The 21,925-nt window shown below is 58.1% G+C and carries 22 protein-coding genes; 3 read left to right on the forward strand and 19 right to left on the reverse strand.

What is annotated here, in order from left to right; all coding sequences use genetic code 11:
- Positions 1 to 38 precede the first annotated feature (38 nt).
- From CWE01_RS16530 to iolC, 10 genes are all read right to left on the reverse strand, one after another.
- A complete protein-coding gene (locus tag CWE01_RS16530) occupies positions 39 to 1,607 on the reverse strand; it encodes a sugar ABC transporter ATP-binding protein (protein ID WP_100941732.1) in 1,569 nt (522 codons plus the stop codon).
- 70 nt (positions 1,608 to 1,677) lie between these two features.
- The gene (locus CWE01_RS16535) at positions 1,678 to 2,604 is read right to left on the reverse strand and encodes a sugar ABC transporter substrate-binding protein (RefSeq protein WP_100941612.1); all 927 of its coding nucleotides are present in this window, start codon (positions 2,602 to 2,604) and stop codon (positions 1,678 to 1,680) included.
- Between the two features lie 168 nt (positions 2,605 to 2,772).
- Positions 2,773 to 3,633: a sugar phosphate isomerase/epimerase family protein gene (locus CWE01_RS16540; RefSeq protein ID WP_100941613.1), complete on the reverse strand. Its 861-nt coding sequence runs from the start codon at positions 3,631 to 3,633 to the stop codon at positions 2,773 to 2,775.
- A 55-nt stretch (positions 3,634 to 3,688) separates the two neighbouring features.
- A complete protein-coding gene (locus CWE01_RS16545) occupies positions 3,689 to 4,699 on the reverse strand; it encodes a Gfo/Idh/MocA family protein (RefSeq protein WP_100941614.1) in 1,011 nt (336 codons plus the stop codon).
- Positions 4,700 to 4,741: 42 nt separating this feature from the next.
- On the reverse strand, positions 4,742 to 6,673 hold the full coding sequence (gene iolD, locus CWE01_RS16550) for a 3D-(3,5/4)-trihydroxycyclohexane-1,2-dione acylhydrolase (decyclizing) (RefSeq protein ID WP_100941615.1): 1,932 nt from the start codon (positions 6,671 to 6,673) through the stop codon (positions 4,742 to 4,744).
- Entirely contained in the window at positions 6,670 to 7,500 is an 831-nt protein-coding gene (locus CWE01_RS16555; protein ID WP_100941616.1) for a TIM barrel protein, read from the reverse strand. The genes iolD and CWE01_RS16555 overlap by 4 nt, the downstream gene beginning before the upstream one ends.
- 35 nt (positions 7,501 to 7,535) lie before the next feature.
- Complete coding sequence (locus CWE01_RS16560) at positions 7,536 to 9,038, reverse strand: CoA-acylating methylmalonate-semialdehyde dehydrogenase (RefSeq protein WP_100941617.1); 1,503 nt, start codon at positions 9,036 to 9,038, stop codon at positions 7,536 to 7,538.
- A gap of 40 nt (positions 9,039 to 9,078) precedes the next feature.
- Positions 9,079 to 9,888: a 5-deoxy-glucuronate isomerase gene (gene iolB / locus CWE01_RS16565; protein WP_100941618.1), complete on the reverse strand. Its 810-nt coding sequence runs from the start codon at positions 9,886 to 9,888 to the stop codon at positions 9,079 to 9,081.
- Positions 9,885 to 10,778 (reverse strand): myo-inosose-2 dehydratase, encoded by an 894-nt coding sequence (gene iolE / locus CWE01_RS16570; protein WP_100941619.1) that lies wholly within the window; start codon positions 10,776 to 10,778, stop codon positions 9,885 to 9,887. The genes iolB and iolE overlap by 4 nt, the downstream gene beginning before the upstream one ends.
- 79 nt (positions 10,779 to 10,857) lie before the next feature.
- The gene (iolC, locus tag CWE01_RS16575) at positions 10,858 to 12,801 is read right to left on the reverse strand and encodes a 5-dehydro-2-deoxygluconokinase (RefSeq protein ID WP_100941620.1); all 1,944 of its coding nucleotides are present in this window, start codon (positions 12,799 to 12,801) and stop codon (positions 10,858 to 10,860) included.
- A gap of 280 nt (positions 12,802 to 13,081) precedes the next feature.
- Here iolC and CWE01_RS16580 point away from each other — a divergent pair, with 280 nt between their 5' ends.
- Positions 13,082 to 14,002: a MurR/RpiR family transcriptional regulator gene (locus CWE01_RS16580; RefSeq protein WP_100941621.1), complete on the forward strand. Its 921-nt coding sequence runs from the start codon at positions 13,082 to 13,084 to the stop codon at positions 14,000 to 14,002.
- Positions 14,003 to 14,022: 20 nt separating this feature from the next.
- On the opposite strand, the gene CWE01_RS16585 is transcribed toward CWE01_RS16580, so the two are convergent.
- On the reverse strand, positions 14,023 to 14,223 hold the full coding sequence (locus CWE01_RS16585) for a hypothetical protein (RefSeq protein ID WP_100941622.1): 201 nt from the start codon (positions 14,221 to 14,223) through the stop codon (positions 14,023 to 14,025).
- Positions 14,224 to 14,378: 155 nt separating this feature from the next.
- On the opposite strand from CWE01_RS16585, the gene CWE01_RS16590 reads away from it, so the two are divergent.
- Positions 14,379 to 15,353 carry a Dyp-type peroxidase gene (locus CWE01_RS16590; RefSeq protein WP_100941623.1) on the forward strand — a complete coding sequence of 325 codons (975 nt, stop codon included), beginning with the start codon at positions 14,379 to 14,381 and terminating at the stop codon, positions 15,351 to 15,353.
- Here the strand turns inward: CWE01_RS16590 and CWE01_RS16595 are convergent.
- Both CWE01_RS16595 and CWE01_RS16600 read right to left on the reverse strand, forming a co-directional pair.
- Positions 15,345 to 15,761, reverse strand: coding sequence for a VOC family protein (locus tag CWE01_RS16595; RefSeq protein WP_100941624.1), 417 nt, complete (start codon positions 15,759 to 15,761; stop codon positions 15,345 to 15,347). The two genes, CWE01_RS16590 and CWE01_RS16595, sit on opposite strands and share 9 nt — an antisense overlap.
- A 64-nt stretch (positions 15,762 to 15,825) precedes the next feature.
- Positions 15,826 to 16,374: an ester cyclase gene (locus CWE01_RS16600; RefSeq protein ID WP_100941625.1), complete on the reverse strand. Its 549-nt coding sequence runs from the start codon at positions 16,372 to 16,374 to the stop codon at positions 15,826 to 15,828.
- A 143-nt stretch (positions 16,375 to 16,517) separates the two neighbouring features.
- On the opposite strand from CWE01_RS16600, the gene CWE01_RS16605 reads away from it, so the two are divergent.
- Positions 16,518 to 17,405 carry a LysR family transcriptional regulator gene (locus CWE01_RS16605; RefSeq protein WP_100941626.1) on the forward strand — a complete coding sequence of 296 codons (888 nt, stop codon included), beginning with the start codon at positions 16,518 to 16,520 and terminating at the stop codon, positions 17,403 to 17,405.
- A 60-nt stretch (positions 17,406 to 17,465) separates the two neighbouring features.
- Here CWE01_RS16605 and CWE01_RS16610 read toward each other — a convergent pair whose 3' ends face one another.
- From CWE01_RS16610 to CWE01_RS33310, 6 genes are all read right to left on the reverse strand, one after another.
- Entirely contained in the window at positions 17,466 to 17,909 is a 444-nt protein-coding gene (locus tag CWE01_RS16610; RefSeq protein WP_100941627.1) for a PaaI family thioesterase, read from the reverse strand.
- 349 nt (positions 17,910 to 18,258) lie between these two features.
- Positions 18,259 to 18,885, reverse strand: a complete 627-nt coding sequence (locus tag CWE01_RS16615) for a hypothetical protein (protein WP_100941628.1) — start codon at positions 18,883 to 18,885, stop codon at positions 18,259 to 18,261.
- 223 nt (positions 18,886 to 19,108) lie between these two features.
- Positions 19,109 to 19,864, reverse strand: coding sequence for a hypothetical protein (locus CWE01_RS16620; protein WP_157815229.1), 756 nt, complete (start codon positions 19,862 to 19,864; stop codon positions 19,109 to 19,111).
- Between the two features lie 316 nt (positions 19,865 to 20,180).
- A complete protein-coding gene (locus tag CWE01_RS16625; RefSeq protein WP_157815230.1) occupies positions 20,181 to 20,831 on the reverse strand; it encodes a hypothetical protein in 651 nt (216 codons plus the stop codon).
- Between the two features lie 90 nt (positions 20,832 to 20,921).
- A complete protein-coding gene (locus CWE01_RS16630) occupies positions 20,922 to 21,143 on the reverse strand; it encodes a hypothetical protein (RefSeq protein ID WP_100941631.1) in 222 nt (73 codons plus the stop codon).
- A 130-nt stretch (positions 21,144 to 21,273) separates the two neighbouring features.
- Positions 21,274 to 21,816 (reverse strand): hypothetical protein, encoded by a 543-nt coding sequence (locus CWE01_RS33310; RefSeq protein WP_157815231.1) that lies wholly within the window; start codon positions 21,814 to 21,816, stop codon positions 21,274 to 21,276.
- Between the last annotated feature and the right edge of the window lie 109 nt (positions 21,817 to 21,925).

Here is a 21,925-nt window from a genome sequence, read left to right on the forward strand (position 1 = left end):
GCGCGGAGCACCGCCGCCGGCCTCTGTTCGTTGAACAACTAGTGAACCGCGGTCATCCCGGAGGCCAGTTGCATGACCCGCTCCTGGGTCGCCTCGCCACGGTCGAGGGTGCCCATCAGGTCGCCCTCGTGCATGACCATCACCCGGTCGCTCATGCCGAGCACTTCCGGCAGCTCCGAGGAAATCATGATCACCGCCATGCCCTCGCTGGCGAGGTAGGCGATCAGCCGGTAGATCTCGGCCTTGGCACCGACATCGATGCCACGGGTCGGCTCGTCGAGAATCAGGATGCGCGGGTTGGTCATCAGCCAACGGGCGAGCAAGGCCTTCTGCTGGTTGCCCCCGGACAAGGTATCGATGCACTGCTCCAGCGACGGGGTTTTCACCCGCAGCTTCTTACACATGTCCTCGCACAGGGCACGCAAGGCTTTCTGCTGGATAAAGCCATTGCCGCTGACGTAATGCGGCAACACCGCCATTTCCATGTTTTCCATGACCGATAGGCACGGGAACAGGCCACTGAGCTTGCGGTCCTCGGTGAGCAGGGCAAACCCCTTCTCGATCGCCAGGTGCGGATCGCTGATCCGTACCGGCTGGCCATCGAGGCGGATTTCACCGCCATCGCTCGGGGTGATGCCGAACAGCGCTTCGGCGACATTGGTCCTTCCCGAGCCCATCAACCCGGCGATACCGAGGATCTCGCCGGCATGCAGGTCGAATGAAACCCCTTTGAAGATTCCGTTCAGGCGCAGGTCGCGCACCGACAGCAGCAGATCGCCGATGGGCTTTTCACGCACCGGGAACAACTGGCTCAGCTCGCGCCCGACCATCATCGAGATCAGGCTGTCGCCGTCCATGCTGTCGGCCCGTTGCAAGCCGATATAGGCGCCGTCGCGAAACACCGCCACTTCATCGGCGATGGCGAACACTTCGTTCATTTTGTGGGTGATATAGATGATGCCCTTACCCTGGGACTTGAGGTCGGCAATGATCGAGAACAGGTGGGCGACTTCCTTGTCGGTGATGGCCGAGGTCGGTTCGTCCATGATCAGGATGTCGGAGTCGTAGGACACTGCCTTGGCGATCTCGACCATCTGCCGCTCGGCGATGCTCAGGTTGCCGACGTGCTCCTCCGGGTCGAGGTCGATGCGCAGCCGTTCCAGCAGTTTCGCCGTGCAGCGGTGCATTTCCCGGTGGTCGATCATATGGAAGCCGTTGAGCTGTTCGCGGCCGATCCAGATGTTCTCGGCGACGCTCATGTGCGGCATCAGGTTGAGTTCCTGGTGGATCATCGCGATCCCGGACTGCAAGGCGGCCAGCGGCGTGTCGAAGACCACCGGCTTGCCGCGCAGGCGCAGCTCACCGGCGTCCGGCTGGTAGATGCCGGCGATGATTTTCATCAGGGTGGATTTGCCGGCACCGTTCTCGCCCATCAGGGCCAGCACCGACCCCGGGCGGACCCGCAGTTGTACGTTGGACAGCGCCACTACCCCGGGGAAACCCTTGCTGACGTTGACAATCTCCAGCAGGTACGGCTCATCGACAGGTATGGCGGCTGGCTGGATACCCACCAGCGGGTTGCTCGAAGCAGTCGCTGAAGCGAACATGATCAGGTACTCCATCAGCAAGGCGGGCAGTGCGACCTTGCTTGCTTATTGTTGTTATTGAACGGACTGACTATTTGAACTGAGCAACGTTTTCCGGGGTGATCAGGCGATACGGCACCCACACCGCCTGCTCGACCGGTTCATGCTTGGCCATCTTCACCGCGGCGTCGAGGGAACCGACCGCCTGGCCCTTGGCATCCTGGAACACCGAGACCGTCATATCGCCTTTTGTCACCGCACGCAGGCCATCGGGAGTGCCGTCGACACCAGCAATCAACACACTACCCTTTTTCACCCCGGCCTGCTCCAGCGCCATGGACGCGCCGATGGCCATCTCGTCGTTGTTGGCGACCACGGCATCGAATTTGCGGCCCTGGGTCAGCCAGTCGTTGACCAGGGTCATGCCCTTGTCCCGCGACCAGATGCCGGTCTGCTCCTGCTCGATCTTGATGTTCGGGTACTTGGCCAGGACGTCCTTGACGCCCTTGGTACGGTTGGTGGTGGAGTTGTTGGCGAGGTCGCCGAGGAGAATCACGATGTCGCCCTTGCCGTTCATTTTCTCGGCGAGGTACTGCATCTGCATCTGGCCGGCTTCGAGGTCGTTGGAGGCGACGGTGGTCACGCCCTTGGGCAGGTTCAGGTCATCCGGCCGGCGGTTGACATAGACCAGGGGAATCCCCGCCTTGACCGCCGCATCGGTGATTTTCCGGGTGGCGGCAGTGTCCACCGGGTTGACGATGATGGCGTCGACCTTCTGGCTGACGAAGCTTTCCACCTGGCTCAGTTGCTTGACCACGTCGCCGCGGGCGTCTTCGAACTGCAGTTTCACACCGTCGGGCATGGACTTGGCTTTCTGGTCCATGGATTCACGCAGGTAGGTCAGCCAGGTGTCATCGAACTGCGACATGCTCACGCCGATCTTCATGTCGGCGAAGGCGGCACCGCTGGCGAGCATCAGGGACAGGGCAAGGGAGGTGAAGCGAATCTTGGTTTTCATGAAAAGTCTTTCTCCACATTCTTGTTGGTTTTATGGATCAAACGTGACTCTTTCAGTGACCGGCAAGCGAACGATCGTCAGCAGTCGACAACCTGAAATTGACTTTATTGGAAAATAATTTCCATATCAATCTGTTTTAGAAATTTATTTTCTTTTTCACTTTTAGCCTTACCGGCAAAGCTCGCGGGTAACGCGCTCAAGCATCATCCGGTTCGATTCGTCCGGGCGATCTTCCCAGGCGAACACCGACACCGTGGCAATGCCATCGAACTTGATTTCGCGCAAAGTGCCGAAAAACGCCTCCCAGTCGACCTCGCCCTGACCGATATCCAGGTGCTGGTGCACGGTGGCGGTTACCCCCGGCGGGTTGACGATATAACGCAGGCTCGACGAGGCCTTGTGGTTATAGGTGTCGGCGATGATCAGGTGGCTGAGCTTGGAGCCGGCGTACTTGAGCATCGAGGCGATATCGCCCTTGCCGTCGTCATAGAAGAAGGTGTGCGGCGCCGCATAGAGGTAGTTGATCCAGTCGCGGTCGAGGCCACGGATGATGTCGACCGACTCGTTGTTGCGCTCGCAGAAGTCATAGGGGTGCGCCTGGATATCCAGCTTGATGCCTTCGCGTTCGAACTCCGGCATCAACTCGTCCATCGAACGCATGAACTGGTTTTCACAGACCAGCGGGTTGTCCGACTGCCCGGTGAACTCCGTGTTGACCAGCTCGCAATCCATGTCCACGGCGATCTGGATCGCCCGCTTCCAGTTGCGCACCGCCGCCGCCCGCAGGCCTTCGTCGGCGGCGGCCCAGTGATACATCGGCAACAGCGACGAGAGTTGCACCCCGGTGTCGCTCAGGGCTTTGCGAAACTCCTTGATCCGCGCCCGGTCAACCCGCGGTGCCTTGTAGAACGGCAGGAAATCTTCCCGGGGCGACAGCTCGATATGTTGGTAACCAAGCTCGGCGACCTTGTCGACCATCTTGCCCAGGGGCAAGTTGCGGTACATGTAGGGGTCGAGTGCAATACGCATGATGGGTTCTCCTTGCGCTCCCACCCGCGGGGTGGGAACGCTCAATAGCAATGCCTTAGCCGTAGAAGTGCGGGCGCTCCGGCAGCCCGATGCGGACAATCGCCCCACTGCCCTGGGCTTCGATGCAGGCATCCGCCGCTACCGCCGCCGCCAGGCCATCCCAGGCCGACGGGCCGCCGACCTGGCCGGCACGCACACCATCGATAAACGCCTGCAACTCGACGTCATAGGCGGCGATAAAGCGGTCTTTCCAATCCATCAGGATTGCGTTGGACAACTTGGCGCCGCTGCGCAGTTGCACTTGCGAAGGCTCCGGCAACTTGGCAATGCCGGTTTCGCCGACCACTTCGCACTGGATGTCATAGCCGTACTGGCAGTTGACGAAGACCTCGACGTCGATCCGCGTACCCCGGGCGGTTTCCAGCAGGACGATCTGCGGGTCCTTCAGGTGGGCATGGGCCTTGCTGGTCTTGCGCGGGAACACCACCTGCACCGACACATAGTCGTCGGCCAGCAACCAGCGCAGCACGTCCAGCTCATGGATCAGGGTGTCGGTGATGGCCATGTCGGTCTTGTAGTTCTCACCCACGGTCGGATTACGATGGGCGCAATGCAGCATCAACGGCTCGCCGATCTGGCCGCTGTCGATCACCGCCTTGAGGGCCCGGTAGCCTTCATCGTAGGGACGCATGAAACCGACCTGCACCAGGCGCTTGCCGTGGGCCACTTCGGCGGCAACGATCTTGCGGCAGCCTTCGGCGGTGACCGCCAGCGGCTTCTCGCAGAACACCGGCTTGCCGGCCGCAATCGCCGCCAGCACGAACTCCTCGTGGCTCGGGCCCCAGGAGGTGACCAGGATCGCCTCGACTTCCGGCGCCTTGATCAGCGCATGACCGTCCGGGTAGACCTCGGCGGTCAGTTGCAGGTCGGCGACCACCTTGGCCGCCTGTTGCAGGTTGATGTCGGTCACCGCCACCACCTGGCTGTTGAGCAGGGTCTTGCTGCAACGACGAATGTGATCCTGACCGATGGCACCGGTGCCGATGACACCTAGCTTTAAAGACATGGGAAAACTCCTGTTGGCGTGTTTGTTGTTCGGTGCAAGGGCTTAGTACTGACGCGCCTTGGCCAGTTGCTCATTAAGGTTTTTGGCCACGGCATCGGTGCGCGCACTGGTGGAGACTTGCGCCACGCCGACCCGCCACCAGGACAGGTATTTGTGAATCATGGTCTTGGGCAGGACCTTGATGTCGATCAGCGTCGACACCGTCTGCAACCGCGCATCGGCCAGGGCCGCCTGCAACTGCTCGACCGTGTTGACCTTGTAGGTCTTGCAGCCGTAGGCCGCCGCGCTCATGGCAAAGTCCACCGGGACAAAGTCACCGTCGAGCTTGCCGGTGGCCGGATCGCGGAAGCGGAACTCGGTGCCGAAGCTGTCCATGCCGTGTTCCATCTGCAGGTTGTTGATGCAGCCGAAGGTCATGTTGTCGAGCAGGATCACGTTGATCTTGCGCCGCTCCTGGATCGAGGTGACCAGCTCCGAATGCAGCATCATGTAGGAGCCGTCGCCGACCAGCGCATAGACCTCCCGCGCCGGTTCCGCGAGTTTCACCCCGAGGGCGGCATTGACCTCGTAGCCCATGCAGGAATAGCCGTACTCGACGTGGTAGGTGTTCACGCCCTTGCTGCGCCAGCTGCGCTGCAGGTCGCCGGGCAAGCTGCCGGCCGCCGCGACGATCACCGCGTCATCGGCCAGGGTTTCATTCAACACGCCGAGCACCCGGCTCTGGGTCAGGCAGGAACCGGTCAGCTCGATAAATTCGCGCAGTACCGCCGGGTCCATGTGGTCGTTGATTTCCGGGACGAAATCCTTGGCCTGGTACTCGACCTGATAGACCCGGTCGACCTCCTCGTCCAGCTGGGCCTTGGCCTGGCGTGTCTGCTCGCCCCAGCTGGCCCGGTACTCGCCCAGCTCCGCAGACAACGCCTGCAAAGCGGAGCGGGCATCGGCCAGCACCTGCACGCCATCGAGTTTCAAAGCATCGCAGGGGCTGATATTGAGGTTGAGGAACTGCACCTCGGGATGCTGGAACAGCCATTTCGACGCGGTGGTGAAGTCCGAGTAGCGGGTGCCGATGCCGATGATCAGGTCGGCTTCCTTGGCCAGCAGGTTGGCCGCCAGGCAGCCGGTTTCACCGATGCCGCCGACGTTCAGCGGATGACTGGAGACCACCGCGCTCTTGCCGGCCTGGGTCTCGGCGAAAGGAATGTCGAAGCGTTCGGCAAAGGCCTGCAAGGCTGCATTCGCCCCGGAATACCGAACCCCGCCACCACAGATGATCAGCGGCTTGCGCTTGCCCTTGAGCAGCGCCACGGCGTCGCCGAGCATGGCCTCGGTGGCCGGGCGGCGATCGATGCGGTGCACGCGTTTTTGCAGAAAGTAATCAGGGTAGTCATAGGCCTCGGCCTGGACGTCCTGGGGCAAGGCCAGGGTCACCGCGCCGGTTTCCGCAGGATCAGTGAGCACCCGCATGGCGTGGATCGCCGCGCTCATCAACTGTTCCGGGCGGTTGATACGGTCCCAGTATTTGCTGACGGCCTTGAAGGCATCGTTGGTGCTGATGCTCAGGTCGTGGAACTGTTCGATCTGTTGCAGCACCGGGTCCGGCTGGCGACTGGCGTAGACGTCACCGGGCAGCAACAGCAAGGGAATGCGGTTGGCGGTCGCCGTCGCGGCGGCAGTGAGCATATTCGCCGCGCCAGGGCCGACCGATGAGCTGCAAGCGTAGATTTTCCGCCGCAGGTGCTGCTTGGCAAAACCGATGGCGGCGTGGGCCATGCCCTGCTCGTTGCGGCCCTGGTGAACCACCAGGTCGCCGCTGTCCTGCTCCAGCGCCTGGCCGAGGCCGAGCACATTGCCGTGGCCGAAGATGGTGAAGACCCCGGCGACGAACTTGCTTTGCACCCCATCGACCTCGACGTACTGGTTGTCGAGGAACTTCACCAGCGCCTGGGCCATGGTCAGTCGGGTCGTGGTCATGCTTGCACCGCCAATACCTGTTGAAGATGGGCCATGCTGGCGCCCAGGGCCTGCTGGATATCCGCCCGCCCATGCACGCTTTCGGCAAAGGGTTCGAACGACAGGTAGCCGCTGTAACCGCTGGCCCGCAAAGCCTCGATCTGCGCCGCGTTACCGAGGATATCGGCCTCGCCCACCAGCACCCGGTGGCCGTCGCGGATGGTCGCCAGCGGCGCTTGCGCGTCCTCGACCCCGGAGATATGCACCAGGCCGGTCAGTTCGGGGAAGTATTCCTGTTCGCCGGCCAGATGATGATGAAAGGTGTCGTGCACCAGGCGGAACACATCCAGCCCGCCAATCGCCTTGATCGCGTCCACCGCCGTACGCTTGCGTCGCAGGGCACATTCTTCGAACCCCAGCGGTTCGATGAAACCGAGAATCCCGTATTCGCGCAGAATCGGCGCCAGCTCGCTCAAGGCCGTGCGCAACCCGGCGTTGCGTTGTGCTTCCGAGCGCGGATCATCACGGTCGTTGAACGGGCACATCACCAGGCCCTCGGCCCCGCAATCACGGGCATAGGCCGCCAGCGCCAGGGTTTGCGCACGGCGCTCGGCATTCCAGACATCAAAGGGGTACAGGGCGTTGATCGACAGCACCTTGATGCCGTGGGCCACGCACAACTCACGGACCCGAACGGCCGGCGTGCCATCTTCGATCTCGACACCCATGAGGTCGTTGCGGATCTCGATGGCATCGGCCTTCAGGGCCACCGCCAGCTCAATGAATTGCGGCAGTGACAAACGTGGGGCAACCATACGGTTCAGGGCGAAACGCAGGGGCTGGTTCATTATTCTTGTTCTCCGCAGACAAAGATGAAGATCGCCTATTTGGCGGTGGGCATGCTGAATTCAGGGCCTTTGGCAATGCTGTCCGGCCAGCGCTGCATCACGCTCTTGTAACGGCTGTAGAAACGCAGGCCTTCGTCGCCGTAGGCATGGTGGTCGCCGAACAACGAGCGCTTCCAACCGCCGAACGAGTGCCAGGCCATGGGCACGGGGATCGGTACGTTGATGCCGACCATGCCGACCTTGATGCTGCGGGCAAAGGACCGGGCGATCCCGCCATCGCTGGTGAAACAGGACACGCCATTGCCGAACTCGTGGGCGTTGATCAGCGCCACGGCGCTGGCAAAGTCCGGCACCCGCACGATCCCCAGCACCGGGCCGAAGATTTCCTGCTGGTAGATGCTCATCTCGGGGGTGACGTTGTCGAACAGCGTGGCACCGACGAAGAAGCCGTTTTCCGCGCCCGGCACCTTGAAGCCGCGACCGTCGACAATCAGTCGTGCGCCCTGGGCCACGCCTTCGCCGATAAACCCTTCGACCTTGGCCTTGTGCTCGGCGGTGACCAACGGCCCCATATCGCTGTCGCGCTGCATGCCGTTGCCGATCTTCAGTTGATCGATGCGCGGCAGCAGCCGGGCAATCAGCTCATCGCCAACCTCGCCCACCGCCACGGCAATCGAGATCGCCATGCAGCGCTCGCCGGCCGAGCCGTAGGCAGCGCCGATCAGCGCGTCGGCGGCCTGGTCCAGGTCGGCGTCGGGCATGACGATCATATGGTTCTTCGCCCCGCCCAGGGCCTGTACCCGCTTGCCACGCGCCGTGGCCTGCTGGTGGATGTATTCGGCAATCGGTGTCGAGCCGACAAAGGAGATCGCCTCGATATCCGGGTGCTGGAGCAAGGCGTCGACCGCCAGCTTGTCGCCCTGCACCACGTTGAAGACACCATCCGGCAGACCGGCTTCGGTCAACAGGCGGGCCATCAGCAGACTCGCCGATGGGTCGCGTTCGGAGGGCTTGAGGATGAAGCAGTTACCGGTCACCAGTGCCAGCGGGATCATCCACAGCGGCACCATCACCGGGAAGTTGAAGGGTGTAACCCCGGCGCAGACGCCCAGGGGCTGGCGCAGGTTCCAGTTGTCGATGCCACCGCCGATGTTGTCGCTGAAATCGGTTTTCAGCAGGTTCGGCGCGCCGCAGGCGTATTCGACAATCTCGATACCGCGGGTGACTTCGCCCCTGGCATCGGAAAACACCTTGCCGTGTTCCCGACAGATGATCTCGGCGAGTTCATCGTGGTGTTTATCGAGCAACTCCTTGAACTTGAACATCACCCGCGAGCGACGCAGGGACGATTGCTCGGACCAGGCCGGGAAAGCTTTCAGGGCACTGGCGACGGCGTCATCGACGGTCTGCTGGCTGGCCAAGCCGACCCGCGCCTGCACGCTGCCGGTGGCCGGGTTGAAGACATTGCTGAAGCGCTCGCTGCCGCTGTCGCGCACCTGGCCATTGATGTAGTGGCCTAGAACCGGAGCCTCACTCATTGTTTTTATTCTCCATCCGAAAGTTGAAATTCCGCCGGACCTACAGGTCCAGCAACCAGCTGTGCCGTGGGTCGTTATGGAACTGCCAGACGCGCTTGGGTCCGGCCATCACGTTCAGGTAATACGACTCGTAGCCGTAGGGCACGCTGACCGGGTGATACCCCTTGGGCACCACCACCAGGTCACTGTTTTCCACGGCCATGGCCTGGTCGATGGAACGGTCATCGGTGTAGACGCGCTGAAAGACGAAACCCTGGGGCGGGTTGACCTGGTGGTAATAGGTCTCTTCGAGAAAGCTCTGGTGCGGCAGGTCGTCGGTGTCGTGCTTGTGCGGCGGATAGCTCGACGAATGCCCGGACGGCGTGCGTACTTCCACCACCAGCAGCGAATGCGCCGGCTCGGTGTCCGGCAGGATGTCGCAGACATAGCGGGTGTTCGCGCCCTTGCCGCGCACGCTGCGCTTCATGCTTTGCGGGGTGATCAGCCGTGGTCCATGGCCAGCGGCGGTCGAACCGGGCGCGGCACAGACGGCAATCTGCACATCGCTCAAGGCAACCACCTGGGCCTGGCTGCCGGGCGGCAGGTAGACGGCATAGGGCGATTTGTCTTCGAACACCGACTGGCGATCGCCGATATTGTCCCAGTCGAAGGTGCCCTGCCCCGGCGCTTCGCCCTTGATGCTGACCCGACCGCCGAGCAGCACCAGGCACAGCTCCTGGTCACCGGCGCTGACCGGCAGGTTTTCCCCCAGACTCAGGCGATAGGCGGCGAAGCCGACATACTCCAGGGCATCGGTCGGCAACTCGACCAGGGTCCGGCCCTTGGCGTGACTCTTGACCAGCAGGTTCATAGTCCGGTCCTCTGATCGAGCAACCCACGCAAGGTGTCGAAGCCTTTCTTGGCGTAGATATAGCTCGGTGCAACAGCCGGATCCTGCTCGGCCTCGACCACCAGCCAACCGTGATAATCGGCGGCCAGCAACACATCGAGCAGCGCGGCAAAGTCGATATCGCCGTCGCCGGGCACGGTGAAGGTGCCGTTGACGATGCAGTCCGGGAAACTCCAGAGGTTGTTGCGCGCCAGTTGCACCACCGGTTTGCGCACGTCCTTGAAGTGCACGTGGCAGATCCGCCCGATATGTTTGCGCAGCACCTCGAGCGGCTCGCCACCGCCCATGTAGCAATGGCCCGAATCGAACAGCAGGCCGACTTCGTTGCCGGTCAGCGCCATCAATTTATCGATGTCGGCCGGGGATTCGACGTAGGCGCCCATATGGTGGTGATAGGCCAGGCGCACGCCCCGGGACAGGGTGAAGCGCGCCAGTTCGGTGAGCTTGTCGGCATATTCCTGCCAGGCCTGTTCGCTGTGAAAGCGCGGGCGTTCCACCAGCGCAATACGCTGGCCTTGAATGGAGTCGGCAACTTCACCGTAGACCAGTACCTTGGCGCCGTTCTGCGCGAGCAACTCGACATGGCTGGCAATGGCGTCGATTTCCTCGGCCGCCGAACGCCGGGCCAGGCGGCTGGAATACCAGCCGGAGACCAGTGCCAGGTCATAAGGCCGCAGCACATCGCCGACGCCCTTGGCGTCCTTGGGGAATTTGCCGTTGAGTTCGAACCCTTCGTAGCCGATGGACTTGCCTTCGCTCAGGGCGGTGCTCAGCGGTGTCTCGCCGCCGAGGGAAGGCAGGTCGTCGTTACTCCAGGAGATCGGGTTGATGCCAATTCGGATAGCGGGCATGGCTGCACCTTTTATTGTTTTCTATATACCGTTGAAAATCGCACCCGTTGTCGTCAGCCGGACGGGCAAAGCCTGCTGCCTACAAACCACTGCGCGCTGTACGCCAGGCATCGATCAGGCCGACAAATGTCGCCTGCACCTGCTGGATCAACGCTTCGTCATCGATTTCACCGGCCATCCAGGCCCGGCTGGGCTCCTGGAAAATCGTCCGGCCGACAGCAAAGCCGCGGCAGGTCCGGCTTCGGCTGGCCTGTTGGAAACCGTGCGCCAGGGTCGCGGCCGGCGCATTCAGGCCCAGCAGCACCACGCCTCGGCAATACGGATCGCGCTCCTGAATCAGGGCATCGAGTTGTTCCCATTCGGCGGCGCTTTGCGCTTCGATCTTCCACCAGGCCGGGTAGATATCCAGGTTGTAGAGGCGCTTGAGGGCGCGATACAGCACATCGGGATAAGTCGATGGATGATCCTTGGGCGGGATGATTTCCAGCAGCAACTCATGACCGCTGACCTGCGAGGCCTGGTACAGCGCCTTGATCTGCGCTTCCTGCTCCAGACGCAGCATCGGCTCGTCATCCGGATGGAATTGCACCAGGCACTTGATGATCTGCTCCTGGGGCCAGGCAATCAGGTTGCTGCCGATGGAGCGGCCCTGCTCGAAGGCCAGCGGCCGCGAACCCTGGACTTCCACCGGACGCGCAACCCACCAGCCACGACCGGTGGCGGCGTTCAACGAGTCCTGGCCAAAGCGCTGATCGGCCAGCAGACCGACATCCGCTTCGATCCCCTGCCGGCGCAGATCGGCCTCGACCCGCTCCACGGCCTTGATGAACAGCAGCTTGAGTTCACCGATGCTATTGAGGTCGCGACCGCCCTTGTGGGCCAGTTCCACCAGTTGCCCACGATGGTCAAAGGCGAAGATGAACAGCTGCCGCCAGGCTTTGCGCGGCACACTGACCTGATGCAGGCGTTGCAGCGTCATGTCCTGGTCGGGCCGGGTGATCGGCACCGGGCTGTTGAACAGGTAATCGAGTTCGGCGCGGGTCGGCATCGCCGGGGCACAGGCATGCCGCGACACCACCAGACCGCCACAGGCATTGGCCAGCTGGCAGCAGCGTTCATCGCTGGCCTCCTCCAGCCAACCGCAGAGGAAGCCCGACATAAAGGCATCGCCGGCGCCCAGCACGTTGAGGACTTCGACCCGCACGCCCGGGTAGATGGCACCCTCTTCGAGGCGCGCCGGAATCGGCCCGTGAATCACCGTGCAACCTTGTGCACCGAGCTTGACCACCAGGGTCGCGGCGGTCAGCCCACGCACGGTACGCAGCGCCGTGAGCAAGTCCTGGCTGCCACCGGCGATCAGGAATTCCTCTTCAGTACCGACGATCAGATCGAAGCGTGGAAGGATGGCTTGCACATGCTGGCTGACCTGCTGGTCGGCGACAAAACGGGTTTCGCCGTCGGCCTTGCCGGTCAGCCCCCAGAGCACCGGGCGGTAATCGATATCGAGCACGCGCCGGACGTTGTGTTTTTCCGCGTAGTCCAGGGCCTGGATACTGGCCTTGTAGACCCCAGCGGTGGAGAAATGGGTGCCGGTGATCAGCAAGGCCTTGCTGGAGGCAACGAAGTCCTCGCGGATGTCTTCGGCGCGCAGGGCCATGTCGGCGCAGTTCTCGCGGTAGAACACCAGGGGGAAGGTTTCGCGGTCCTTGAGACCGAGCAGCACCATGGCGGTCAGACGCTCCGGATCGACCTTGATACCCCGGGTATCGCAGCCTTCACGGGCGAGGGATTCGACCAGGAAGCGACCCATGTGGTCGTCCCCTACCCGGCTCAACATCGCCGACTTCACCCCCAGCCGGGCCGTGCCGAAAGCAATGTTGGCGGAGGACCCGCCGAGGTATTTGGCAAAGCTCGAGACATCCTCCAGCCGCGCCCCGACTTGCTGCGCATAGAGGTCGACGCCAAGGCGTCCGAGGCAGATCAGATCCAATTGACGCCCACTGGCAAAACGAGTCTGGCCCATGCTGGCTCCTGTTATTTTTATCAGCCTGCGTTCGCCGCGAGGTGGCCACGAACACTTTTGGTGTGAGGCCAGACTAGAACGTCTCGAAGCGACATTCAATATATTTTCTATTATTTTTTATATAGAATATATTTTCCATAAGGCTCGAATAGGACGGAACCTACAAGGTGGATCGTTTCAGCATCGCTCTACCTGACTCCGCACTCAAGATTTTATTGGCGTCGCCCCTGTAGACTAGGCGCAGCTACCCAGCCACAAGCACACACCAGAAGGATTTTCTATGTCCCGCACCGATCAGCCGGCCATGACCGACAGCGCACCCGAGGGCGATATCGCCAGCCCTCCGATCAATGCCGAGCGTCTGCTGCAGCTGATCACCGAGGAATACGAAAGCCTGCCGCGCCAGCTCAAGCGTATCGCCACCTATATGAGCCAGCAGAGCGACCGGATCATGGTCGACCGCATCAGCGATATCGCCCAGGAATGCGAGGTGCATCCCTCGGCCATCGTGCGTTTTTCCCAGCGTTTCGGTTTCAGCGGTTTCAGTGAAATGCAGGCGTTGTTTCGCCAGGCCTATACCCACAAGACCACGCCGGCACAGAACTACCAGCAGCGCATTCGCAGCCTGATCGACAACAAGTCGCAAAAAGCCAGTGCCGCCGACCTGGCGCGCGAATGCATCAATGCCACCCTGTCGGGCATTGAGCGCCTGGGCCTGGAGCTGGACGACCAGGCGTTCGACGCCGCCGTGGACCTGGTGGTGAATGCCGACAACATCTATGTGGTGGGGGTGCGCCGCTCATTCGCGGTGGCCGATTACCTGGTCTACAACCTGCAGCACACCAACAAGCGCATTCACCTGGTTTCGGGCCTGGGCGGTAGTTATCGCGAACAGATGCGTAGCGTGCGTGCCAACGACCTGGTGATTGCCATCAGCTTCTCGCCATACGCCAAGGAAACCCAGCAGTGCCTGCGCATCGCGCAATTGCACCAGGCAAAAACCCTGACCATCACCGACAGCAACCTGTCGCCGCTGGTCAAGCGCGCCAGCACGGCGCTGCTGGTCAATGAGGGCAGCTCGTTCGCTTTCCGTTCGTTGAGTGCGAGCCTGTGCCTGTGCCAGGCGCTGTTTATCGCCGTGGCCTATCGACTGGAATTGAAAGTGGATGGAATTCACGAGCAGGTCGGCTTCGACGACTAGCCGGGCTGCGACCCGGTTGCCTAGTCGTCCAACTGCAGGTTCTCGGCCATCAGCGCCACCATATCCATCGGACTGCGGCTGTTGATCACGTTGTAGATCAACTCGCGCTTGCCACGGGGCAGTTTCTTCACACAGCTCCTGGCCGATGCCCGCACGGCGTCGTCCGTGCCATGGATACGGGCCGCCAACAGGAGAATGAGGACAACGTCGGTGAGGGTCATCGCAAACGCACTCGAGAAATCAGGACAGCAGTGTATCGGCTGCGCCTGGGTTTTCTCCACTGCGTTTGCGCGCTCTTCACTCGATTGTAGCTTCAGAACCGCAATCTGCTATTTTCCACTCTTTCAAACCTGTCCTGCAGTCTGTGGAGCCTTCAATGACACCCCTTTCGCCATCGGCCGAGCGCAAGCCTGACCCGCAAGCGGTCTATAGCCCCATCACCAGCAGCGCGATTTTCATCGTCGCCACCCTGGCCCCCGGCAGCGAAGCCGCCGAGACAGTGCGCGGCTGGTGCGAAGATGTCGCCGCCCTGACGCGATCCGTCGGCAAGCGTGTACCCGCCGGCAATCTGTCCTGTGTCTGCGGCTTTGGCTCCGCGGCCTGGGACCGCTTGTTCGGCGGCCCGCGCCCGGCCTCGTTGCACGCCTTTCGCGAGATGGGCGTCGAGGGCCGGCGAGCGGTGGCGACACCGGGCGATATCCTGCTGCATATCCGCGCCGATCAGATGGACCTGTGCTTCGAATTGGCCACGCAATTGCTCAGCCGTCTTGGCGAGGCGGTCACGGTCGTCGATGAAGTCCAGGGCTTCCGTTATTTCGATATGCGCAGCATGGTCGGCTTTGTCGACGGCACGGAAAACCCCGTCGGTCACGAGGCGGTCGACTTCACCATGGTCGGCGATGAAGACCCGGCGTTTACCAACGGCAGTTATGTGCTGGTGCAAAAGTACCTGCACAATATGACGGCGTGGAACGGACTGACCGTCGAGGCGCAGGAACGTATTATCGGCCGCACCAAACTGTCCGATATCGAACTCGATGAGTCGGTCAAGCCGAGCTGTTCCCACAGTTCCCTGACCACCCTCGACGAGGGCGGCCAGGAAGTGAAGATCCTGCGCGACAACATGCCCTTCGGCCGGCCCGGCGCGGGCGAGTTCGGCACCTATTTCATCGGCTATGCGCGCTCCCCGGCCCCCGTCGAGCAGATGCTCGAGAACATGTTCGTCGGCAGGCCGGCGGGCAACTATGATCGTCTGCTGGATTTCAGCACGGCGGTCACCGGCGGCCTGTTCTTCGTGCCGTCCGCCGATCTGCTGGAGGAGCTGGCCGAGCGCAAGCCACTGTCACCGTGATTCCGGCGAATAGGCAAATATCAGCTCGACTGCCATGCCGTTCGGATCTTCCACGAAAATCTGATGTTCCAACAGGTCGGGCACCACGCGCTCGTTGAACTGCAAACCCAGGTCGAGCAGACGCTGCCGATGCCCCTGCAGATCACTGCAGCGGAACGCGACGTGATCCAGCGCGCCCGAGCCTTCAGCAATGGCACGTGCTCCAATATAGGCATCAAGCTCCGTCCCATGGTTTTCCAGGCTGACAATGTGCAGAAGTGGGCGGCCCGCCGAGTAGAGCCAACTCCCCGGGAATGGGAACGCAGGCCGCCAGCCCTCTTCGAGCCCGATAGCATCACGAAAGAACGCCACTGTCTCAGCGACTTTGGCGGTGCGCAGCGTGAAGTGATCGAGATGTTGAATCGTCATGCTCGGCACCCTGCTGATCGATTGATAAATATTCCGCCCATTGATGCCCCCATCACTCTGCCCTTCATAACGCCCCCAGTTGCTTCATCAGCGCCAGGTTATCTTCGATGTGCCAGTTTGCGGTGATCTTGCCGTTTTCAATCTGGTAGATATCGGTGGCGATGAAATCCACGGTTTGACCGCTGCCGTTGATCTTGCCAAAGGTGCCGGTGAAGTGCCCGCGAAAATGCAGGTGGGCCACGACCCGGTCTCCGGCGATGATCATTTGCTCGACCTCGCAACGGAGGTCAGGCACCGCACCACGAAACGCCCGGGAGGCCAGCAAGGGTCCCTCCGGCCCCTGCTTACGACCGGCAGGCGGGGTCTTGTCGATAAAGTTGTCCGCCAGCGCTTCACGGGCGAAGGTTTCGTCGCCGGTATTCCAGAACGTGTCATAACGTCGGGCGGCGGTTTCCATGATCTTCAGTTGCGCGGGCGCAAGGCTCTTGTCGACGACCAGTGCGCCGGGCGTCACCAACACTTCAGGCGCGGCGAATGCAGCACCCGAAGAGAGCACCAGAGCGAAGAACAAGGTCGCGATACGGGAGCGGGATGGGTTGGAGTGTTGTTGCATGGTCAGGATTCCTTGAGGGGACAGCAAACCGGAGAGGCCGTTTGAATAGAGGCTTTTCGTTCAACTGCGGAGAGTGTTGCCTCTTGCCCTGATGATTAGAATATGGCTATTGGTAGATAGATTATTGAACATGGGTTGATAGTATGTTGGACGACCTCAACGAGCTTCGTACCTTCCAGCGGATCCTCGCCTGCGGCAGCCTGTCAGCGGCGGCGCGGGACTTGGGCGTAGGGCTGGCGGTGGTCAGCAAACGGCTTATGGCATTGGAACGACGAGCAGGACAACGGCTGATCAACCGGACCACACGAACACTGTCGGCGACCAATGAGGGCTTGGCCCTGATGGTTCACGTTGATCGGATACTCGAGGAATTGGAGGCGGCGGAGTCACGCATGACGATGGGCGGTGAAGAGCCGTTCGGCATGCTCCGGGTCAGTTCGCCCATTTCTTTCGGGCGTATTCACCTGGTGCCCTTGGTCGCCGAGCTGGTCCAGCGCCATCCCAAGCTGGATATCGAACTCAGGCTCGACGACCGCCTGATCGATCTGACGTACGAACGGATCGATGTCGCGGTGCGTATCGGCCAACCTCGGGATAGCAGCGCGATCCTGCGCAAGCTGGCTGACAATCAACGGATTCTGGTGGCTGCGCCCGCCTATCTCGAGCGTCATGGGGAGCCTGGGTGTCTCCAGGATCTGGAGCGTCATGGGTGTCTGCGCTATGACGACCCTTCCCTGCCCTGGCGCCTGGAAGGTCCGGGGAACGAAGTGATCGAGGTCCAACCGCGCTCGCGGCTCCATGCCAACAGTGGCGATGCCGTGCGCGACTGGGCGATTGATGGCCACGGGATCATGCTCAAATCCAGTGTCGATGTGGCAGACGACCTGGCGACAGGTCGCCTGGTACATATCCTGCGTGACTGGCACAGCGCTTCTGCGCCGATCTACGCCCTGCTGCCTTCCCGGCGCTTTACACCGAGCAAGACGAAGGTGTTCCTGGATGCGCTTGGTGCTCGGCTTGCCGCTCTCTGAGGCCGGCAAACCCGTAGGGGAGTTGCCGATCTCAGAGGCTTTAATCAGCCGGCGAACGCTTCAGGCCTTGAGGGGAATATTGCGCATCGTCACCAGTGCGGTGGCACACAGTGTTTCCTTGCCTTGTTTCACGGCAAACAAGTCGGCAGCGGCAATCGTCGTATTGTTCGAGGCGTTGATGACACGCCCCCTGGCCAGCAGCTTTTCACCGTCCGCTGGAGCGATCAGTTTGACCGTGAAGTCGGTCGTCATATTGATCCAGCCCGGCGGCAACAGGGTGCCAGCGGCCGAGCCACCGGCAAAATCGGCCAACGCACCGATGATGCCGCCTTGAAAGAATCCGCTGTGCTGGGTGAGTTCCTTGCGGGTGGGCTGCTCGATTTCGCAATAGCCCGGCTTCAGGTAGTTGTAGTGAAATCCCAGCAGTTTGGCCGCGGGCATACTGAGCACGGCGCCTTGGACATGTTTGTCAAAGTCTGGATTGGTGGCGTGGAAATCTTCCATGTGTCGGGATCCTTTCCTGAATAGCGATTAGTTTGCTTCAGCACCCAGAAGCGAGAACAGCTTACACAGCGAACGCTCAAGGCTTTCATGGGCAGTGAAAACTGCGTATCCACTATCATGCGGATAATAATTTCTACCTTGGACAACAGTCAGCACCTTCATACGAGCTGTTACGTATAGCGCTTCTTGATGAGTAAAACCAAGGGATCCAGAGCGAAAATAGGGGGTTTGAATGTCACCCTATAACTGCTCCCACAAAGTGCCGAGCATACATTTCAACCGTTGACCATCGCGACCAGGCGGGTATCAAAGGAGCGATGACTCGGCCTACAAGCCAATTCCAGCTGTATCAACCCTTGGCATTTCGGACCTTGTCACGCCTCTTTGAATCAAAACGCCTTAATTGATTAGCATAAAAAAACGAAAACCCCCATAGAACCAGAGCTATAAAGAAAAGCGCTTCTAATTTTCCAATGTAAAATGGATTTCTACCTATTAAAAGCGACTTCATCAGCTTATCCGTCGATGCCAAATCAACTCCATTGAGAGTGGTTAACTTAAGGGGATAAAACGACCCTCCTCCATTTTTAAGAAGAAACCCTTCAACATATACTTTAATGGGTGACTTCAACCCCCCTAAGTCATCAAGCTCCGCAGGGACAACAGAATGCTGAGTACGATACGTCATGCCGTTATCAGCGTTAAACTGGATATATGACACTTCCTTAACGCCAGCATAACCGATATAGCGTATGAACGTGCCTGTCGCTTTAATCATCGGAGCTTCTGGCGGCATAGCACCCGCGTAATCTTGAGCATCGATACATTCAAACATGGGCCCTACAACCATAAACACTATCGCAAACTTCAACCACAATGATTTTGCCCAGTGATTTTTCCCAAGCCCTAAAGCCGTCCCGTTCAACATCATATCGAACGCAGAAAGCCAAGACAGTTTCTTTTCATTGTCGCTCATGATACTTACTCATCATTAGCCAATCAGAACATTAAATTTTCAAAATGCAAAACGCGATCATCACTGGCACAGATTTATCTTTGTGGTACACCCCTTCTAAAAACAAAAGCTGTTCCCTTTCCTACAAAAAAGGTAATTTCCGGCATTGCCTGCTGCTTTAGCACCTTGACTTAACGCCGCGATTTCTCCTAAAAACGCACCTTTGATTATGATTGCGGCCATATTACCGATTAGTTTGCTTTTCTTTAAAAATGCAAGAAACATCAAACACTACAAATCTTAAAACCACAGAGAACAGATAAACTGGCATCATGCCCGAGAAACAAAAATATACTGATACCAAGCATGCCTTTAGTATTCCGTTGCTAGCTATCGTAAAAACTTGCCAGTGGAATATGCTATTCAGAAAGCATAATGCAATAAATACTACGATAGCGTTTACGCCAATATAGATGTTTAAATGCAGCATTATCCACGCTTTTTTTGCCTCCCATTGCTTTCGCTTCATTAGCAATGCATGGGTTTCAATACAACTTATCCCGGCAAATCTTTTATTTTTTATTATATATATAATTGAGGCGAGATTATATGTGGCGGCCCCGAGAAAAGATAATCCGCTAAGGTTTGTTAAAAAGATCTCGTCAAATGGTCCTATCAAGATGGGGGCGATCTTTATTCCAATGAAGCCAAGTCCATTAATTAGGGGAGTAAGGAACTCGTTCATAACTCCATTTAATCGATGAAAATAAAATCCTGAAAACGCATAAAATACTATAAGGACAGGAAAAGCCACATATATTGGAGTAGCGTCAAACCACTGTTCACGAAGTTCTCCTGCGGATGAGCCAGGCACAATTTGCGTCATAGCGAGTTTGCCAAAAAATTTTTTAGCTGCGTACGAATTTTCATGCTGAAATTTCCTTCTTGGTCGATAATGATTCCGGCTTGCAAAGCAGTTATTGCAAGAAAAAGGCAACACATCAGAGACCCCCTTTGGGGTTTAACAAAAAACAAAAGCGTTTTTCTTGCGAAATCTCGGCACAGCCCCAATCCAACTTAACATTTCATCACCCGTCTAGAAAAAATAAGAAAAGCGCTCATGGGAAACCCAAATATCGAATTTACCTTTCTCTCAACGCCTCACTCTGATACTTCAACAACGGTGTCAACAAATATTCAATAATCCGTCGTTGCTCGGTCTTGATCTCCACCGAACTCGACATCCCCGGTTCCAGGCGCTGTGAACTTCCCCCAAAAAGTATCGAAAGCTGTTTTTTCCGCCATGACTAAACTCCCTATTTTTTTACAATAAATTCAAAAATTTTCCGAAAATCAAAAAAAACAAGCTGCCCAACAATCGACCACATCGCCACACAGAAACTTGACGGCAAAATCAATGCCAAGCAGACGATCAACGTGAATAGCATGTCATACCTTGAAGGCAAAAATTCGAACCAGCCAAACATACAGTTCAAAAAAATAAATGTGGTAAAAGCTGCAATTCCACCAACAATAAAATACACACCAAGATGCAATAACACCCACCCTTTTTTGACACCAATCCCTTGCATAATCATTATATTTTTATGCGTATCTTCGCAACTGGCAGCCGCTATTTTCTTAACCTTAACCATATACAAAGCAGATGCAATGTTATACAAAGCGCTAAAGAGCACACACAACCCCATCAAATTACGATAGTAAACAGGGTCAAGCTCCCCACTCATAGGCGAGGTTCGAATATTCAGAAAAACCCACCCCAGACTATCAATTATCGGACTTATAAAAACATCCACAACAGCTCTATAATACGGAGAAAAATTACCCAACAATGCATAAACAGTAATCGTAGCTGAACTAATCAGCACAAAGGGCCCGGTTCGAAACCAAGGAATAGGCTTTATCGGACGACCCGCTTCAGGGGCTGGAGTAATAGGCAGGTCCATTATCTTGGTTCCTTTTTAATAAAGTACTGCCATAAAATATGGCCGCAGCGGGCTCAACCGGCCAACGCAATGCACACTGCTTTTTCTCAATTAGCGCTCCCCCAATGCCTCACGCAGATACTTCAACAACGGTGTCAACAAATACTCAATAATCCCTCTCTGCTCGGTCTTGATCTCCACCGAACTCGACATACCCGATTCCAACGAAACATCCTTGCCATCCGCCACAATAACATGCGCACCGAACTGAATCCGAGCCGGATAAATCAATCCCAACTTGTCATCCTTCACCGCCTCCTGCGAAATCGACATGACACAGCGCTCCTGCGCCGATCTACGCCCTGCTGCCTTCCAGATGTTTACGCCGAGCAAGACGAAGGTGTTTCTTGATACGCTCGATGCTCGGCTTGCCGCTCTCTGAGGCTGGCAAACCCGTGCCCCTTCAGTATTTTCTGCTAACAATAAATCGTTGATAAGTGCAACCGACAGACCACCCTAAGGCAAATGGGATTATCGCTGTCGTGCCCCAAGCCAATAATCGCAGGGGTAAAAAACGACTCATTTGATTCATCAGAGGATTGGGGAAATCCCCAATAAACGGAAGAAAAAATGGAATCATAAAAACCATGAGAAAAAACAAAAACCCAAAAACGTATCCTAGCGGCTTATTAAGCTTGATTTTCTCATAGCTTTCCTTAGTAAAAAGGAAAAATGTGGACATTGCTCCAGCGGCAAAAAACAGGGGAACCAAACACCAAAAGCTTGCATAAAAAACGCCCCAACAAGGTGTATAGGGAGGGGTGTGATTTTTTAGACCCTGAAGCACTGGAACAACAACAGCTACCGCATCCACGAACGTTCTGGCATTGGCGGACTCCGCCCATTCATGTGGAAAAAAATATGTCATATATATCCCGTGACATAACACCAGTCCAAACGTAAACCACAGGTAACTGGACTGTTTTTTCAAGAGCGAAAATTTCATATTGCAGCCCCCTCATTCAGTTTCAGAAAAAATGGAGGGCAAATTTATTTTCACAGCACATCGCTCCGAAAACAAATCTATCCTCTCGCGGTTTAGCAAACTGACTAGC

The sequence above is a fragment of the Pseudomonas sp. QS1027 genome, assembly GCF_002814235.1.
Lineage (GTDB): Bacteria > Pseudomonadota > Gammaproteobacteria > Pseudomonadales > Pseudomonadaceae > Aquipseudomonas.

What these genes read in the sequence shown, in the direction of transcription:
- CWE01_RS16530 (WP_100941732.1), bottom strand. Translation starts at nt 1,607, where the DNA reads ATGTTCGCTTCAGCGACTGCTTCGAGCAACCCGCTGGTGGGTATCCAG.
- CWE01_RS16535 (WP_100941612.1), bottom strand. Translation starts at nt 2,604, where the DNA reads ATGAAAACCAAGATTCGCTTCACCTCCCTTGCCCTGTCCCTGATGCTC.
- CWE01_RS16540 (WP_100941613.1), bottom strand. Translation starts at nt 3,633, where the DNA reads ATGCGTATTGCACTCGACCCCTACATGTACCGCAACTTGCCCCTGGGC.
- CWE01_RS16545 (WP_100941614.1), bottom strand. Translation starts at nt 4,699, where the DNA reads ATGTCTTTAAAGCTAGGTGTCATCGGCACCGGTGCCATCGGTCAGGAT.
- iolD (WP_100941615.1), bottom strand. Translation starts at nt 6,673, where the DNA reads ATGACCACGACCCGACTGACCATGGCCCAGGCGCTGGTGAAGTTCCTC.
- CWE01_RS16555 (WP_100941616.1), bottom strand. Translation starts at nt 7,500, where the DNA reads ATGAACCAGCCCCTGCGTTTCGCCCTGAACCGTATGGTTGCCCCACGT.
- CWE01_RS16560 (WP_100941617.1), bottom strand. Translation starts at nt 9,038, where the DNA reads ATGAGTGAGGCTCCGGTTCTAGGCCACTACATCAATGGCCAGGTGCGC.
- iolB (WP_100941618.1), bottom strand. Translation starts at nt 9,888, where the DNA reads ATGAACCTGCTGGTCAAGAGTCACGCCAAGGGCCGGACCCTGGTCGAG.
- iolE (WP_100941619.1), bottom strand. Translation starts at nt 10,778, where the DNA reads ATGCCCGCTATCCGAATTGGCATCAACCCGATCTCCTGGAGTAACGAC.
- iolC (WP_100941620.1), bottom strand. Translation starts at nt 12,801, where the DNA reads ATGGGCCAGACTCGTTTTGCCAGTGGGCGTCAATTGGATCTGATCTGC.
- CWE01_RS16580 (WP_100941621.1), top strand. Translation starts at nt 13,082, where the DNA reads ATGTCCCGCACCGATCAGCCGGCCATGACCGACAGCGCACCCGAGGGC.
- CWE01_RS16585 (WP_100941622.1), bottom strand. Translation starts at nt 14,223, where the DNA reads ATGACCCTCACCGACGTTGTCCTCATTCTCCTGTTGGCGGCCCGTATC.
- CWE01_RS16590 (WP_100941623.1), top strand. Translation starts at nt 14,379, where the DNA reads ATGACACCCCTTTCGCCATCGGCCGAGCGCAAGCCTGACCCGCAAGCG.
- CWE01_RS16595 (WP_100941624.1), bottom strand. Translation starts at nt 15,761, where the DNA reads ATGACGATTCAACATCTCGATCACTTCACGCTGCGCACCGCCAAAGTC.
- CWE01_RS16600 (WP_100941625.1), bottom strand. Translation starts at nt 16,374, where the DNA reads ATGCAACAACACTCCAACCCATCCCGCTCCCGTATCGCGACCTTGTTC.
- CWE01_RS16605 (WP_100941626.1), top strand. Translation starts at nt 16,518, where the DNA reads ATGTTGGACGACCTCAACGAGCTTCGTACCTTCCAGCGGATCCTCGCC.
- CWE01_RS16610 (WP_100941627.1), bottom strand. Translation starts at nt 17,909, where the DNA reads ATGGAAGATTTCCACGCCACCAATCCAGACTTTGACAAACATGTCCAA.
- CWE01_RS16615 (WP_100941628.1), bottom strand. Translation starts at nt 18,885, where the DNA reads ATGAGCGACAATGAAAAGAAACTGTCTTGGCTTTCTGCGTTCGATATG.
- CWE01_RS16625 (WP_157815230.1), bottom strand. Translation starts at nt 20,831, where the DNA reads ATGGACCTGCCTATTACTCCAGCCCCTGAAGCGGGTCGTCCGATAAAG.
- CWE01_RS16630 (WP_100941631.1), bottom strand. Translation starts at nt 21,143, where the DNA reads ATGTCGATTTCGCAGGAGGCGGTGAAGGATGACAAGTTGGGATTGATT.
- CWE01_RS33310 (WP_157815231.1), bottom strand. Translation starts at nt 21,816, where the DNA reads ATGAAATTTTCGCTCTTGAAAAAACAGTCCAGTTACCTGTGGTTTACG.